The 15,652-nt window shown below is 44.8% G+C and carries 14 protein-coding genes; 10 read left to right on the top strand and 4 right to left on the bottom strand.

Going from position 1 to position 15,652, the window contains the following annotated elements:
* The first annotated feature begins 7 nt into the window (after nt 1–7).
* A complete protein-coding gene (locus tag AAHJ11_RS05035) occupies nt 8–1,222 on the top strand; it encodes a sodium ion-translocating decarboxylase subunit beta (protein ID WP_258979727.1) in 1,215 nt (404 codons plus the stop codon).
* A gap of 118 nt (nt 1,223–1,340) precedes the next feature.
* On the opposite strand, the gene AAHJ11_RS05030 is transcribed toward AAHJ11_RS05035, so the two are convergent.
* From AAHJ11_RS05030 to AAHJ11_RS05015, 4 genes are all read right to left on the bottom strand, one after another.
* On the bottom strand, nt 1,341–2,096 hold the full coding sequence (locus tag AAHJ11_RS05030) for a copper homeostasis protein CutC (protein WP_320974492.1): 756 nt from the start codon (nt 2,094–2,096) through the stop codon (nt 1,341–1,343).
* A gap of 64 nt (nt 2,097–2,160) precedes the next feature.
* Nucleotides 2,161–3,696 carry a ribonuclease Y gene (rny, locus tag AAHJ11_RS05025; protein WP_074557854.1) on the bottom strand — a complete coding sequence of 512 codons (1,536 nt, stop codon included), beginning with the start codon at nt 3,694–3,696 and terminating at the stop codon, nt 2,161–2,163.
* Nucleotides 3,697–3,819: 123 nt separating this feature from the next.
* A complete protein-coding gene (locus tag AAHJ11_RS05020) occupies nt 3,820–4,110 on the bottom strand; it encodes a cell division protein ZapA (protein ID WP_074557855.1) in 291 nt (96 codons plus the stop codon).
* Nucleotides 4,111–4,121: 11 nt separating this feature from the next.
* Nucleotides 4,122–4,415 (bottom strand): hypothetical protein, encoded by a 294-nt coding sequence (locus AAHJ11_RS05015; protein WP_074557927.1) that lies wholly within the window; start codon nt 4,413–4,415, stop codon nt 4,122–4,124.
* A 466-nt stretch (nt 4,416–4,881) separates the two neighbouring features.
* Here AAHJ11_RS05015 and AAHJ11_RS05010 point away from each other — a divergent pair, with 466 nt between their 5' ends.
* From AAHJ11_RS05010 to AAHJ11_RS04970, 9 genes are all read left to right on the top strand, one after another.
* The gene (locus AAHJ11_RS05010; RefSeq protein WP_413579137.1) at nt 4,882–5,970 is read left to right on the top strand and encodes an SMP-30/gluconolactonase/LRE family protein; all 1,089 of its coding nucleotides are present in this window, start codon (nt 4,882–4,884) and stop codon (nt 5,968–5,970) included.
* Nucleotides 5,971–6,022: 52 nt separating this feature from the next.
* On the top strand, nt 6,023–6,394 hold the full coding sequence (locus tag AAHJ11_RS05005) for a Lin0368 family putative glycerol transporter subunit (RefSeq protein WP_004325051.1): 372 nt from the start codon (nt 6,023–6,025) through the stop codon (nt 6,392–6,394).
* Between the two features lie 13 nt (nt 6,395–6,407).
* A complete protein-coding gene (locus tag AAHJ11_RS05000) occupies nt 6,408–6,887 on the top strand; it encodes a Lin0368 family putative glycerol transporter subunit (RefSeq protein WP_320974493.1) in 480 nt (159 codons plus the stop codon).
* A 31-nt stretch (nt 6,888–6,918) separates the two neighbouring features.
* The gene (gene xylB / locus AAHJ11_RS04995) at nt 6,919–8,436 is read left to right on the top strand and encodes a xylulokinase (protein WP_320974494.1); all 1,518 of its coding nucleotides are present in this window, start codon (nt 6,919–6,921) and stop codon (nt 8,434–8,436) included.
* Between the two features lie 23 nt (nt 8,437–8,459).
* A complete protein-coding gene (locus AAHJ11_RS04990) occupies nt 8,460–9,494 on the top strand; it encodes a zinc-dependent alcohol dehydrogenase (protein WP_320974495.1) in 1,035 nt (344 codons plus the stop codon).
* Between the two features lie 42 nt (nt 9,495–9,536).
* On the top strand, nt 9,537–10,253 hold the full coding sequence (gene deoC / locus AAHJ11_RS04985) for a deoxyribose-phosphate aldolase (RefSeq protein WP_148364428.1): 717 nt from the start codon (nt 9,537–9,539) through the stop codon (nt 10,251–10,253).
* Between the two features lie 47 nt (nt 10,254–10,300).
* Nucleotides 10,301–12,814 (top strand): hypothetical protein, encoded by a 2,514-nt coding sequence (locus tag AAHJ11_RS04980; protein ID WP_320974496.1) that lies wholly within the window; start codon nt 10,301–10,303, stop codon nt 12,812–12,814.
* A complete protein-coding gene (locus AAHJ11_RS04975) occupies nt 12,811–14,613 on the top strand; it encodes a c-type cytochrome (RefSeq protein WP_217721630.1) in 1,803 nt (600 codons plus the stop codon). The genes AAHJ11_RS04980 and AAHJ11_RS04975 overlap by 4 nt, the downstream gene beginning before the upstream one ends.
* 151 nt (nt 14,614–14,764) lie before the next feature.
* Nucleotides 14,765–15,649 carry an aryl-sulfate sulfotransferase gene (locus tag AAHJ11_RS04970; protein ID WP_148364431.1) on the top strand — a complete coding sequence of 295 codons (885 nt, stop codon included), beginning with the start codon at nt 14,765–14,767 and terminating at the stop codon, nt 15,647–15,649.
* Nucleotides 15,650–15,652 lie beyond the last annotated feature (3 nt).

Raw genomic sequence — 15,652 nt, 5'->3', positions numbered from 1 at the left:
CTAATTTATGGAAAATATAGATTTTGCTACCTTATTTCAAGGTATTGGTACAATGATGGCAAGCGGATGGGTGCTTGCTTCTGCAAGAGTTTTTCTGGTACTTCTCGGTCTGTTACTGATCTATTTGGGCTGGAAAGGTATCCTCGAACCTATGGTGATGATTCCGATGGGACTCGGAATGGTGGCTATCAACTGCGGAACACTGATGATGCCCGACGGCACACTAGGTAACCTCTTTCTCGATCCGATGCTTTCAGATACGGATCAATTAATGAATACCATGCAGATAGATTTCCTGCAACCTGTTTACACCCTGACGTTTAGTAATGGGCTCATAGCCTGCTTTGTCTTTATGGGTATCGGGGCGCTTCTGGATGTCGGATTCTTGCTTCAGAAACCATTTGCAAGTATATTCCTTGCTCTGTGTGCAGAACTGGGTACTTTCCTGACGGTTCCTATTGCTTCCGCTCTCGGCCTGACTCTCAAAGAAAGTGCATCAGTGGCGATGGTAGGTGGAGCAGACGGACCGATGGTCTTGTTTACTTCACTGGCATTGGCAAAGCATTTGTTTGTGCCTATTACGGTGGTTGCCTATCTTTATTTAGGATTGACATATGGAGGCTATCCTTACCTTGTGAAGCTGTTGGTTCCCAAACGTTTCCGTGCTATTAAGATGGTGACAAAGAAAGCTCCGAAGAATTACGATGCTAAAGTAAAACTGGCTTTCTCTGCTGTTCTTTGTGCTATTCTCTGTTTCTTATTCCCGGTAGCTTCTCCTTTGTTTTTCTCTTTGTTCCTGGGGGTTGCTGTTCGTGAGTCGGGTATGAAACACATCTATGATTTTGTGAGCGGTCCGTTGCTTTATGGATCGACTTTTATGTTGGGCGTGTTGCTGGGTGTACTTTGTGATGCACATCTGCTGCTCGATCCGAAGATATTGAAACTATTAGTATTAGGCATTGTAGCATTATTACTTTCCGGTATCGGAGGAATAATCGGAGGATATATCATGTATATTATTAAACGGGGTAATTACAATCCGGTCATCGGTATTGCAGCAGTTAGCTGTGTGCCGACTACCGCAAAGGTTGCACAAAAGATTGTAAGCAAAGATAATCCGGACTCATTCGTCTTGGGAGATGCCTTGGGAGCTAATATCTCGGGAGTAATTACTTCGGCTATTATTACAGGTATTTATATTACGGTGATTCCTTATTTATAAATAAAGGTATAGCAGTTTTTCTTGATACCGCTGGTGGTAATGCAAAACAGAAATGGTGAACAAAAGGCTTAAAGCTGTATGTTCACCATTTCTTAGTATATAGTAGAGAGGCGATCACTTACATTCCTTTATATAAAGCCTCCACTGTTTCTTTGACTCTTCGCACGGAAGTCACATTTCGTTCGTACTCGTTGATATGTACTGTTCCTCCCATTGAGACAACTTCATTTCTGAATTTCATTTCACTTTGAATACTTTCGCGTGCCGAGAAATGAAACTCATTGATTCCGGTTCCTGCCGCAATCCGTGCAATATTATTTTCATTTACTCCACAGCCGGCAAGTAACGTAATTCTTCCCGCAGCCAGTCCTTGCAATTCTTTTAAAAGACCGATACCTTGTTCAGCCGTAGGTTGCTGACCGGAAGTCAGAATACGGTTGCATCCCAGCTCGATGATCTCCTCCAATGCTTTTTGAGGATTACGACATACGTCGAATGCCCGGTGGAAGGTGACTGACAGCCCTTTAGAGGCTTCCATTAGAATCTGCATTGATGTTAAGTCTACTTCGCCGTTTGCTGTCAGGCAACCGAATACAACTCCGTCCGCTCCCAATTTTCGTGCGATTTCGATGTCTTTCAGCATTGTTCTGATTTCCATCTCCGAATAAAGAAAATCTCCTCCACGTGGCCGGATAATAACATGCAGGCGGGTATGAGCCAATACTTCTCTTGCAATGGCTATTTCACCATAGGAAGGGGTTGTCCCGCCTTCCGGTATTCCGGCACATAATTCCACGCGGTTGGCACCACCTTCCTGTGCAGCCAGACAGCTTTCTACTGAATTGGTACAAATCTCAATTTGATACTTTTCCATAGTCTTGTACTAAAAAAGGGCGAATTTCTTCGCCCTTATATGAATCTTCTTTTGAATAGTTGCTTTATTTAGCGAAACTAACCGCACGTGTTTCACGAATGACGGTAATTTTCACTTGTCCCGGATAAGTCATTTCATCCTGGATCTTCTTAGCGATTTCGCCTGACAGGCTTTCTGTCTGCTTGTCGTCAATCTTATCCGCACCAACGATCACGCGGAGTTCGCGCCCTGCCTGGATAGCATAAGTCTTTGTTACACCCGGATAAGCCATTGCCAATTGTTCGAGATCGTTCAGACGCTTGATGTAAGCCTCTACGATTTCGCGACGTGCACCCGGACGTGCACCGGAGATGGCGTCACATACCTGTACGATAGGAGCCAGTAAGCTGGTCATTTCCGTCTCGTCGTGGTGAGCACCGATAGCGTTGCAGATATCCGGTTTTTCTTTGTATTTCTCGGCAAGTTTCATACCCAGCAATGCGTGCGGCAATTCCGGTTCTTCATCAGGCACTTTACCGATATCATGCAGCAAACCTGCACGTTTCGCTTTCTTCGGGTTCAATCCCAGTTCAGATGCCATCACAGCACAAAGATTGGCTGTTTCACGTGCATGCTGCAATAGGTTCTGACCATAAGAAGAACGATATTTCATCTTACCGATGATACGGATCAATTCAGGATGCAGACCGTGGATACCCAAGTCGATGGTTGTGCGTTTACCAGTTTCGATAATTTCTTCTTCCACCTGTTTGCGAACTTTAGCTACCACTTCCTCGATACGGGCAGGATGGATACGTCCGTCGGTCACAAGCTGATGCAGTGCCAAGCGGGCAATTTCACGGCGAACCGGGTCGAAAGCAGAAAGAACGATTGCTTCCGGAGTGTCGTCAACAACGATTTCAACGCCGGTAGCAGCTTCCAAAGCACGGATATTACGTCCTTCACGTCCGATAATACGTCCTTTGATTTCATCTGATTCAATATGGAATACCGTAACAGAGTTTTCGATGGCAGTTTCCGTAGCTACCCGTTGGATAGACTGGATAACGATCCGTTTCGCTTCTTTGCTGGCAGTTAACTTGGCATCATCCATAATGTCGTTGATGAATGATTGTGCCTGCGTTTTAGCTTCTTCTTTCAGTGATTCTACCAAACGTTCTTTAGCTTCCTCGGCAGACAATCCGGAGATTGCTTCCAGTTTCTCGATTTCCTGTTGTTGCAGTCTGTCGAGTTCATCTTTTTTCTTATCGACAATGACAAGTTGCGCTTCCAGATTCTCTTTTACAGCTTCGGCTTCCATCTTTTTGCGTTGGATTTCTTCCTGACGCTGGCTAAGAACCATTTCACGTTGTTTCAGTTTGTTTTCCGCCTGCTGAATCTTCTGATTCCGCAATGCTACCTCCTTTTCAAGATCTGCTTTTTTATTCAGGAATTTCTCCTTTACTTCAAGCAGCTTGTTTTTCTTAATTACTTCCGCTTCCGTCTCCGCTTCTTTCAGGACATTATCGTATTTGGATTTCAGTACATACCGGAATAGTATATATGAAAGGATTCCTCCTACGATGAAGCAGGCAATTGCTGTTGCTATTATTGCTATCATTCTACATTTAATTTAAGTATATAAATAAAAACGCACCGCCAAATATCAAAGCATATACTTTTGCTTGGATATTGTGCAGTGCGTGGTTGTTTTATCTCTTATCAGTGAATAGCCGGTCAGGATTCATTCCTCCTTAAAATAATCCTCCAGCAATTCTGTCAGTTCTTTTACCTTCTCCACATAGGGGCTGGTATCATTACGTTGCATCAATTGCAGTCTCTCTAACGAGAACTGATAGGCTACCATGGCAATAATTTTCTCCGGTTCCAGGTTCTTATAAACCTCCCGATACTTATTAAGCCTGATATTTACCTGCTTGGCGGCTTCCCGTACCATTTCTTCTTCCTCACGGTTGATGGTTAGCGGATAGTTTGAATCTGCTATCTGCAGGTTTATCTTTATTTTATCGTTCATACATCTTCTTCTTATTCATTCAACAAAGCGATGCATTTATCGACTTCACGCACTAATTTTGACAATCGCAGCTTCGTCTCTTTTACGTCGCTGCCGTTAAGGCTGATTGCCGTAGCTGTTTTTAGGTTTGTATAGCTGACTTCCAATTCATTGTATTGAGCTTGTACCTTCTCGTTTTTCAGCTTTTCATTATCGAGAAGCTTCTTCAACTCGGCATTTTCACGCTTTAGTTCATCGTGTAAATAAATCAAATGCCGGAGTTGCGTTTCAAAGGAATTCAATAACTTTTTTTCTTCTTCTGTCATCACTACACCAAAATTGTACACAAAAATACGATTAACTCTGATATTACAAAAACTTTTTATGAGAAAATGTTCTTTTTAGCCTAAATTAGCCATGAACGGAGGGGAAAGTAGAGTATTGCATAGGAAGTAAGTGCCGACTGCTTTTATAATATAAGGTATATATAAGTATGTGTTCATAATTAGTCTATATAATAATTTAGGCACGGATTACACGGATTAACGCGGTTGCTTCGCGGCAATGACAACACTAAAGACCGTGTAATCCGTGTTATCCGTGCCTGAAAAAATAGAGATTGATTGGTAATCTCTCTATTTACAGCTCAAACCGGCTCTTTTCCCAGCATTTTGAACAATTTTTGTCCTTTATTGATTTGTCATTTTCCTTCTTTGCTGATAAATACCAGTATGTTTGCGTACCGAACTGACGGGCTCAAATTATAAACATAAACATTTGTATTATCTAACCATGAAAAAGTATTATTTACTATCTCTTGTGGCAGCTTCTTTGATGGGAGTAACTTGTATTCAATGTACTTCTCCGAAACAAAAAAGTGGTGAGAATGCTCTTCCGCAGAAGAGTGAATTGTTTGCAAAATTACCGGATTGTTGTCCGACTCCGGATGGAATGGCTATCGCTCCTAATGGAGATTTGATTCTGGCCTGTCCGAATTTTGCAGATATCACGCAGCCTGCTTGTCTGATGCGCATCACTAAAAATGGCGAGATTGCGAAATGGATGGATGTTCCGGTGTTGGAAGAAACCGGCTGGGCTTCTCCGATGGGGATTGCCTTTAATGAAGAGGGTGATCTGTTTATTTGCGACAATCAAGGTTGGAGCGGAGCAGAGAAAGCACAGAATAAAGGACGTGTTCTTCGTCTGAAGTTTGAAAACGACCAATTAAAAGAAACAATCACTGTGGCATCCGGTATGGAGCATCCTAACGGACTGCGTATCCGTAACGGGAAATTGTACGTCACCCAGAGTTCATTATCACAGATAAAAGATCCTTCGGGATTGTTGGTCAGCGGGGTATATTGCTTTGATATGAATGACCGTGATGTGGCAGTGACTAATACATTAGAAGATAAAAACCTTATTACCACCGTTATCACAAAGAACCCGGAAGTGCAATATGGACTGGATGGAATTGTTTTCAACGAAGCGGGCGACCTCTTTGTAGGGAACTTCGGTGATGGAGCTGTTCATCGCATAAAGATGGATGTGGAAGGGAATGTACTTAGTAATGATGTATGGGCGCAAGATACCACCCAGTTACGTACCACGGACGGAATGTGTATAGACGATAAAGGTAAAATCTGGGTAGCGGATTTCTCGGCAAATGCAGTTGCATGTATTGATAAAGACGGAAAAATTCAGCGTATTGCTCAAAGTCCTGACTGTGACGGAAGCGACGGAGGTCTGGATCAGCCGGGCGAACCTATCGTATGGAACGGACAGGTGATTGTATCTTGCTTCGACTTGGTGACCGGACCGGATAAGGTAAACACGAAACACGACAAGCCTTTCACACTGGCTAAGTTGTCTTTGGAATAAATAAACAACCCCGAACTACTATTATAAACCTAAAAAACACATTATCAATTATATGAAACAATATCTATCGACCTTTGCCGGCTCTGCCATCTGTGGCGGATTTGCATTTGGCATTTGGCCGGAACTTTGGAAGACATACGGTCTGATGGGAGGCTGGTTGGCAGCCACACTGATTATCGGCATTATGTGGTATATGAACCATTATCATGGAGCTATTCTGAATCCTCCGGGAAAAATATGGCTGGATCAGGGCTGGTGTATCGGTTCTGCCGGGATTGCCTGGGGAATTGTCCGCTTTCAAGGCGATATCACCAACTTCTTTTATGCAGTACCTACCTTAATCTGTTGTCTGATAGGAGGTGCCTTGGCAGGAATATTAGTATGGAAAATCCGTTCGTGCGATTGTGCCCGGAAGATAAACTAAGGAGGAAAGAACAATGAGCGAATGGTTACAGACTTATAATGAATTCTTCGGCATGTATCATGCCGGAATCATCACATCTATTTTCGGAGCTTTTGCCGTCACCTTTACCGTGTTGATGAGTTGGCCTAAATTAGTAAAGGACTTTGGTCCGATAGGTGGATTTATGGCGGCCGCCCTTATTATCGGTACTTTTTGGATAGTCAATCACAAACTGCCCGGATTTGGTTTTTCCACCGGACTCTTAAATGATGCTGAAGGTCTGCCGATGCAATTCAGTTTGATTCATCAGGGAAATCGCGGCAGTGCTCCCTGGGTAGATATGGGATGGGCGATTGCGATGGGCTTCATTCTGGCCGATGTACTTTGCGCACCGAAAGGCACGCGTGGGGGACTAATGAAAGAAGCATTTCCCCGTTGGCTGGTGATTATCCTGGGCGGTATCGTCGGTGGTCTTTTCGTCGGACTTACCGGATACACGAATGCGGCACTCTGAATTAATTAACTGAAAAGAAGAAAGAACATATATGTATATATTAGCACATGACTTGGGTACCAGCGGTAATAAAGCAACCTTATTCGACGAATCGGGATTGTTGATTGCTTCACGTACAGCCGCATACCCTACAGATTACGCTTCCGGCAACCGGGCGGAACAGAATCCGCTCCATTGGTGGAAAGCGATTGTAGATACCACGCAGGCACTTCTCCAACTGGTATCTCCCAATGATATTGCCGGTGTGGCACTTAGCGGACAAATGATGGGTTGTCTTTGTGTGGATAAAAACGGTCACCCGCTTCGTCCTCACATGCTTTATTGCGACCAGCGTTCGCAGGAAGAAGAGACTATTCTTTCCGAAAAGATAGACCCGCTTCATTTCTATGAAATCACGGGACACCGGATCAGCGCTTCCTATTCTATTGAGAAACTGATGTGGGTAAAGAAGCACGAACCGGAAATCTTTGCACAGACAGCCAAGATATTGAATGCCAAGGATTATATCAACTTCCGCCTCTGCGGCACTCTAGCCACAGATCCCTCGGATGCTTCGGGTACCAATGCATACGACCTGAACCGTTGGCAATGGAGTGAAGAAATCATAGAAGCTGCCGGACTCGATCTTTCCTTATTCCCGGAAGTCCGTTCGTCTATTGACGTCATCGGTGAAGTGACCAACGAAGCTGCCCGTGAAACAGGACTGCTTGCCGGAACACCCGTAATCTGTGGTGGAGGCGATGGTAGTTGTGCCGGAGTAGGCGTCGGCTGTGTGGCTCCGGGTAGCGCATACAACTATCTGGGGTCTTCCTCTTGGGTAGCTCTGACAGTAGAAAAGCCGATTGTAGACGAACAACGCCGCACCATGAATTGGGCGCACGTAGTGCCGGACATGCTGCATCCGTCGGGAACGATGCAGGCGGCAGGCTCTTCCTACAACTGGATGATTAACCAACTCTGCCAGCACGAGCAGGCATTGGCTGCTCAACTCGGACGTAGCGTGTTCGAACTGATTGACGAACAGATCCTTTCCTCTCCGATAGGAGCCAATAAACTCCTATTCTTACCTTATATGCTTGGTGAACGTACTCCCCGTTGGAATGTAGATGCCAAAGGAGCATTTATCGGTCTGACGCTGGGGCATACACATGGCGATATGCTACGTGCTGTGATGGAGGGAATTACTCTCAATCTGGGATTTATCGTCAATATCTTCCGCAAACACGTTCCCATCGACCAGGTGACGGTGATTGGAGGATGTGCGCAAAACCCTGTATGGCGTCAGATGATGGCAGACATTTATCAGGCGGAAATCCGTGTACCTAATTATCTGGAAGAGGCTACTTCGATGGGAGCAGCTATTCTGGCAGGTATCGGTGCGGGAGTCTTTAAAGACTTCTCTGTGATAGACCGCTTTGTCCGTATTGAACAGACCGTGCAGCCGATTCAGGAAAACGTGAAGAAGTATGAGACTTGGATGCCTGTTTTTGATAAAGCTTATCACGCCTTGTGCGATATGTATACTGAAATTGCAAAAACTGAATTATAATCTGTATAAAACCTAATAATCGAATGAAAACAGTAATAGTGCCGGCTCCTGGCAAAATAGAAATACGACAGGTGGAAACTCCTGTTATCAATGCTTATCAGGCATTGGTGAAAACGGAAATGGTCGCTTTGTGTAATGCGACTGACAGTAAACTGATAGCCGGAAAATTCCCCGGAGTGGATACTTATCCATTGGCTTTGGGGCATGAAAATGCCGGAATTGTAGTGGCTGTCGGTGAAAAAGTACGTAACTTTAAGGTAGGCGACCGTGCTATTGGCGGTCTTATTTCCGATTTTGGCGCGCAAGGTGTCAATAGCGGCTGGGGTGGTTTCAGCGAATATGTGGTAGTGAACGACTTTGAGGTACTGAAAGAAGAGGGACTGGCTACCCCCGAACAGGGATGCTGGGACAGTTTTGAGATTCAGAACACAGTTCCTTCTCATGTGCAACCGGAAGAAGCGGTCATTTCTTGTACCTGGCGCGAAGTGTTGGGAGCTTTCAAGGATTTCAATCTGACTCCGGGGAAAAAGGTGATTGTAGTAGGCTCCGGTCCTGTAGGATTGAGCTTTGTGAAGTTGGGTAAATTGTTCGGTCTGGGACAGATTGACATTGTCGATATGCTTCCCGCTAAACTGGAAGTAGCCCGCCGGATGGGAGCAGACAACGGATATACACCCGCCGAAATCAGTACTCCGGATTTTATTGCCGCGGCTAATCGCTCTTATGATGCTGTCATTGATGCGGTAGGACTGGATGTAGTCGTAAATTCCGTATTACCATTGGTGAAGATGGGTGGAGATGTGTGTGTCTATGGCGTTATGACTAAGAATCCAACCTTCGACTTGTCGAAAGCTCCTTATAACTTCGACCTGCACATGCATCAATGGCCTACCCGTTCCGAAGAAAAGGCGGCAATGGTCACATTGGCACAATGGATTGAAGAGGGCAGACTTTCTGCATCCGACTTTATCACGCATCGCTTTGCGATAGAAGAAATAGAAGAAGCCTTTGCTGCCGTGAAGCGGGGTGAAGTATTGAAATGCGTATTGACTTTTTAAGAAACTGTATATTTATAATAACTTATTAAACGACTCAAAATAATGGAAAAGAAGAATATAAACGAAGTGATTGCAGAATTATCAGTAGAGCAGTTGGCAGGTATGATCGACCATACATTCCTGAAACCTTTCGGTGATGCATCACCTATTGAGAAACTTTGTGCGGAAGCCCGTCAGTATCAGTTTGCAATGGTAGCCATCAATCCTGCGGAAGTAGAAATTTGTGTGAAGTTGCTTGAAGGATCAGGAGTGCGTGTAGGAGCCGCTATCGGTTTTCCGTTGGGACAGAACACAGTAGAGTGCAAAGCATTTGAAACCCGTGATGCCATTGCCAAAGGTGCTACTGAAATAGATACAGTCATCAATGTTCGTGCTTTACAGAAAGGACAGATTGAAATTGTAAAGAAAGAGATTGAAGACATGGTTTCTATCTGCAAACCTGCCGGTGTGATCTGTAAAGTCATTCTTGAAACTTGTTATCTGACGGATGAAGAGAAAGAAACCGTATGTCGTATAGCTAAAGAAGCCGGAGTGGATTTTGTGAAAACCTCTACCGGATTCGGTACGGCAGGAGCAACGGTGCAGGATGTAGCATTGATGCGTCGTGTGGTAGGACCTACTATCGGAGTGAAAGCAGCAGGTGGTATTCGCGATCTGGATTCTGCGTTGGCATTGATTCAGGCGGGCGCTACCCGTATCGGTACATCAAGCGGTATTCAGATTATAGAATCCTATAAGGAACTGAAGAAAGGTTTGTAATCGTTCTCTTTTCAGGAAGGTAAATTTAAGGTAAATAAGAAGATAAAATGATAAGATCGAAATTAATGAAGCTGTTGAAGTGTGGGATGGCATGCTGTGTGTTCCTCTCCATCGTAGCATGGCAGACGAAAGACACTTCCCTTCAGCCTACCGACGCGAAAGGTTTTATCGTCGAGATTCAGAAGAAATACGCGGAAATTCAGGCGATAAAACAGAAAGGTAATCAGGAAGAAACAGAAAACAAGATAAAAGCCGTGCACCGGAGATTGACGCGTGCCTATCCGGTCTATTACGATTGGTGGCTACAGGATGGAACAACGGGTGATGTAGACTGGTTTAACAAGAGTTTTAATCAGGAACTTTCCGTGCGTTTACAGAAGCTGAACATCAAAGCTGCCGTGATTAATACACCGGAAAGCATCGAATCGGCTTTCCTGTCTTATCTGAAAGCGTGTGAACAAAGACGTATCAAGCGTTTGGAAGCCTTCACTGCAGATAAACCGGAGATTGTTTTTACAAAGTACAGAACGTTGCGTCCCTCTTTCTTTGCTTATACCGAAGGAGTGTCGGATGCCCGTGCTGAATGCAACTACATTGCGGGCGGTGCGTTGGCGAAATTGAAGATGAATGGAATTTGGGCGGAAGTAGAAACCATGCTGACAGATGAAGAAGGAGTAGTGCGTGATCCGAATCTTCATTTTGATGGTCAGCATCTGCTTTTCTCCTGGAAGAAATCCCGCAAGGAAGACGACTTCCATCTGTATGAAATGGATTTAAAGACACGGGAAATCAAGCAGTTGACTTTCGGAAAAGGACATGCCGACATTGAAGGCATTTACTTGCCGGATGACAATATCCTGTTCAACTCTACCCGTTGCGGAAGTACGGTAGACTGCTGGTTTACAGAAGTCAGCAATATGTATCTCTGCGACAGGGAGGGGCGTTATATGCGTCAGGTCGGTTTCGACCAGGTGCATACGGTAACACCGACTTTGTTGGATGATGGTCGGGTGGTCTATACTCGCTGGGATTACAATGACCGCGGCCAGATATGGGCGCAGCCTTTGTTCCAAATGAATCCCGATGGAACAGGACAGGCTGAATATTACGGAATGAATAGCTGGTTTCCGACAACGGTGGCACAGATTCGTCAGATTCCCGGTACTCGTAAGTTGATGGGAGTTTTTATGGGTCACCATACTCCTCAACATGGCAAACTGGGTATCATAGATCCTGAAGCCGGACGTGATGAGAATGAAGGTGTTATGTTCGTAGCTCCGGTACATAAGCCGGAACCGGAACGTATTGACGGTTATGGAAAGTTTACCGATCAGTTCCAGCATCCTTTTCCATTGAGCGAGAAGGAATTTTTAATATCGTATACTCCGTTGGGTTATTACGTCGGACATCCGATGGAATTTGGTGTTTATTGGATGAATGCGGACGGAGAACGTGAATTACTCGTATCCGATGCGCGTATATCCTGCAACCAGCCTGTGTTGGTCGCTCCCCGTAAACGTCCGTTCCGCCGTTCATCTTCGGTAGATTATACAAAGAATGAAGGCGTATATTATATGCAGAATATCTACGAGGGTAATGGATTGAAAGGTGTGAAACCGGGAACTATCAAACAGTTGCGTGTGGTGGAAATCCAGTTCCGTGCAGCAGGTGTAGGTGAAGTGAACGGTAAAGGTGAAGGAGGAGGAGCTATTATGAGTACTCCAGTAGGAGTGGGAAATGCAGCATGGGATGTGAAGCGGGTTTTAGGAATAACGGAAGTGTATCCTGATGGTTCTGCTTTCTTTAAAGTTCCTGCACGCAGACCGCTTTATTTTCAGGCATTAGACGAAAACGGACGTGTCGTACAAACTATGCGTAGTTGGTCTACTTTGCAGCCGAACGAAGTGCAGAGTTGTGTAGGATGCCACGAACATAAGAACACGGTTCCTGTAGCAGGGCATCCGGTATCCATGGCAATGAACAAAGGTGTCAAGGCATTGGCTCCGGAAGATGAGATGGGCGAACGCAATTTCAGTTACCTGAAAGAAATACAACCTATCTGGGACAAGCATTGTATCTCCTGTCATGATGGAGTGAAGCAACGGATGAGCCTGAAAGGTGAATTGAAAGTAACGGATAAACGAAGTAAAAGAAAATATACGGACTCGTACTTGAGTCTGACACATGTTACATTAAATAAAGGTGGAGATGCATGGAAGGGGGATCCGCACCATCCGGAAGTAAATTGGATCAGCGCTTTGTCCGAACCTACGCTGTTGCCTCCTTATTTTGCAGGTTCCAACAAGAGCAATCTGATTAAACGTCTGGAAAGCGGACATGGAGGAACCAAACTGACTCCTCAGGAAATACGAAAAGTAGCTCTCTGGATTGACTTGCTTGTGCCCTTTATCGGAGACTACCGTGAAGCGAACAACTGGTCGCAAAAGGATCTCGACTTCTATAACTATTATGATAAGAAGCGGGAAGCAGCCCGTGCGGAAGATCAGGAGAATATTCGTCAATACATTCAATCCCTTCAAACTAAACAAGAGAAAAAATGAAAAAGAAGATATTGATACCTGTTGGTATGGCTGCCATATTTCTTTGTGCGTCTTGGCAAGAAGCGGAAACGACGGTTTCACCGGACCGTTTGTTTCTGGCAGACAATGGGAAATCCTTGTTTGTAACAAACAGGGCAGGTTGTGAACTCATCAAGATGTCGTCCGACGGACAGAAAATGGAAAAGAAAGTCTCTTTCTCGTCTCCTGTCAATGCCATGACGCAGGATGCGAATGGTAAATTCTGGGTAGTATGTGACGGAAACTACGGCACCATGTACGAACTGGATGGAAAGAAACTCTCCGTACAATCCAAAACAAAAAGCGGAGCTACTCCTTCGGATATTCTATATAATCCGTTGTCAAAGTCTCTTTGGGTGACACAGCGGTTCAACAACGAACTTTGGGAGATTGATCCGGCCACCCGTAAGGTGAAAACTAAAATAGCTGTCGGCCGCGAACCGGTGTCGATGGCTGCTTTTGCAGGTGATTCCTGTCTGCTGATAGCCAATAATCTGCCGGAAATGCCTTCTACGGCTTATCCGATTGCAGTACAGCTCGATATGGTAGATGTGCTTTCGAAAAAGGTTTCGGGACGTGTTATGTTGCCGAACGGTTCTACGGATGTGAAGTCGGTAGCGGTGGATAAGAATCATACTTTTGCGTATGTCACTCATTTAATCTCCCGCTATCAGTTGCCTACCAATCAGCTGGATAGAGGATGGATGGCTACAAATACATTATCCATCATTGATTTGAAGGCAAGAAAGTGGCTCACTTCCGTCATCTTGGACACTCCACAGAAAGGAGCAGCCAATCCGTGGTCGGTAATTGTTACCCCGGATGATAAGCAGATCATAGTAGCTGCTGCCGGTAGTCAGGAATTGGTGCGTATCGATCGCATTGCTTTGCATGAACGTCTTGGGAAAGCGAAACAAGGGGAAATGGTTACTCCTTCCATGAAAGCGTGGGGCAATATACCTAATGATGCGGGATTCTTGTATGGCATCCGTGACTTCATTCCTACACAGGGAAAAGGGCCGCGTTCGGTCGTAGCTACGGGAGGTAAAATTTATACTGCCAACTATTATACGTCGGAATTGGTGTCTATGGATTTGAACGGTAAGAATGTGCAGAAGCAGATTCTGGGTACTCCATTGGCATTCACTAAAGTTGGTAAGGGAGATATGTACTTCCATGATGCAACCATTTGTTTCCAAAACTGGCAAAGTTGTGCAACCTGTCATCCGAATGATGCACGCATGGACGGGCTTAACTGGGACTTGCTGAATGATGGCATGGGTAATCCGAAGAATACGAAAACACTCTTGCTTTCCCATCAGACTCCGCCTTGTATGGCGACCGGTATTCGTAAAAATGCCGAAGTAGCCGTTCGTTCGGGAGTGAAATATATCTTGTTTATGGAGGGAGATGATGAGATCTACGAATCTATCGACGAATATTTGAAATCTCTGAAGCCTCTGCCAAGCCCTTATCTTGAGAATGGTAAACTTTCTGCGAAAGCGAAAAGAGGGAAGAAGATATTTGAAGAAAACTGTGCGAGTTGCCACTCCGGAGAATACTATACGGATCTGAAGCAGTATAAAGTGGATTGGACTACCGGATCTGATAAAGGACTGGCTATGGACGTTCCTGCTCTGAATGAATGTTGGCGTACGGCTCCTTATCTGTATGACGGTCGTAGCTATTCGATGAAAGATATGTTAAAGGTACACGGACCTCATAAGCCTGTTTCTGATAAAGAACTGGAAGAGTTGGAGGAATACGTACTGTCTTTGTAGTGAACTTCATTGATGATTTTAGGCACGGATTACACGGATTTCACGGTTTAAAAGCTGTACTATCATTGGATTCAGAAAATAAAATCCGCGTAATCCGTGTAATCCGTGCCTGAAAAATCTTTTATATAAAACTATTTTTGAATTTATATTTATGACAAGAATATATGTTGTGATTCTGACATTTCTGTTCTCTGCATCCCTGTTGGCACAGACCCGGACGTTTGCAGGAACAGATTATTCACAGGGAATCGTCTTTGTGATGGAAAACAATCAGATTGTATGGCAGCACAAAGCTCCCGATTCTAATGATTTATGGGTATTGCCTAATGGCAATATCCTTTTCACCACTGGGCACGGGGTACTCGAAATGACCCGTCAGAACGATACAATCTTCCATTACGAGTCTAAAAGTCCGGTCTTTGCCTGTCAGCGGTTGAAGAACGGCAATACGTTTGTGGGCGAATGTACCACGGGACGTATGCTGGAAATCTCTCCTAAAGGTAAGATTGTGAAAGAAGTTTGCATCCTGCCGGAGGGAGTGAAAGAGAAAGGTTTTGCGTTTATGCGTAATGCACGTCGCTTGGATAACGGGCATTTTCTGGTAGCACATTACGGACCGCAATGTGTGACGGAATATGACACGAACGGCAAAGAGGTGTGGAAACTGGATGTTCCCGGCGGACCGCATTCTCTGACTCGTCTGCCCAACGGACATACGCTGATTGCCGTAGCAGATAAAGACCAGAATCCGAGAATTATCGAAGTAACGGCAGATGGAAAGACTGTTTGGGAATTATCGAATGCGGATATTCCCGGAAAACCGTTGAAGTTTCTGGGAGGTTTTCAGTATTTTTCTGACGGACGCATCCTGATAACGAACTGGACGGGACATGTGAATCCGAAAGAGAAAGTACACATGTTGTTGGTAGACCGTCAAAAGAAAGTGCTTTATTCTTTGGAGAATACTCCGGGGCTGAAGACGATGTCATCTGTCTATAGCATGGACGTTCCGGCAGGTGTTACCTCCTATCATTAATAA

Origin of the sequence: Bacteroides sp. 90-K9/2, assembly GCF_047310725.1 — a bacterium.
In the GTDB taxonomy this organism is placed as follows: Bacteria; Bacteroidota; Bacteroidia; order Bacteroidales; family Bacteroidaceae; genus Bacteroides; species Bacteroides vicugnae.
The sequence above is the reverse complement of the archived record's forward strand: the minus strand, read 5'-3'. Positions and strand labels throughout refer to the sequence as shown.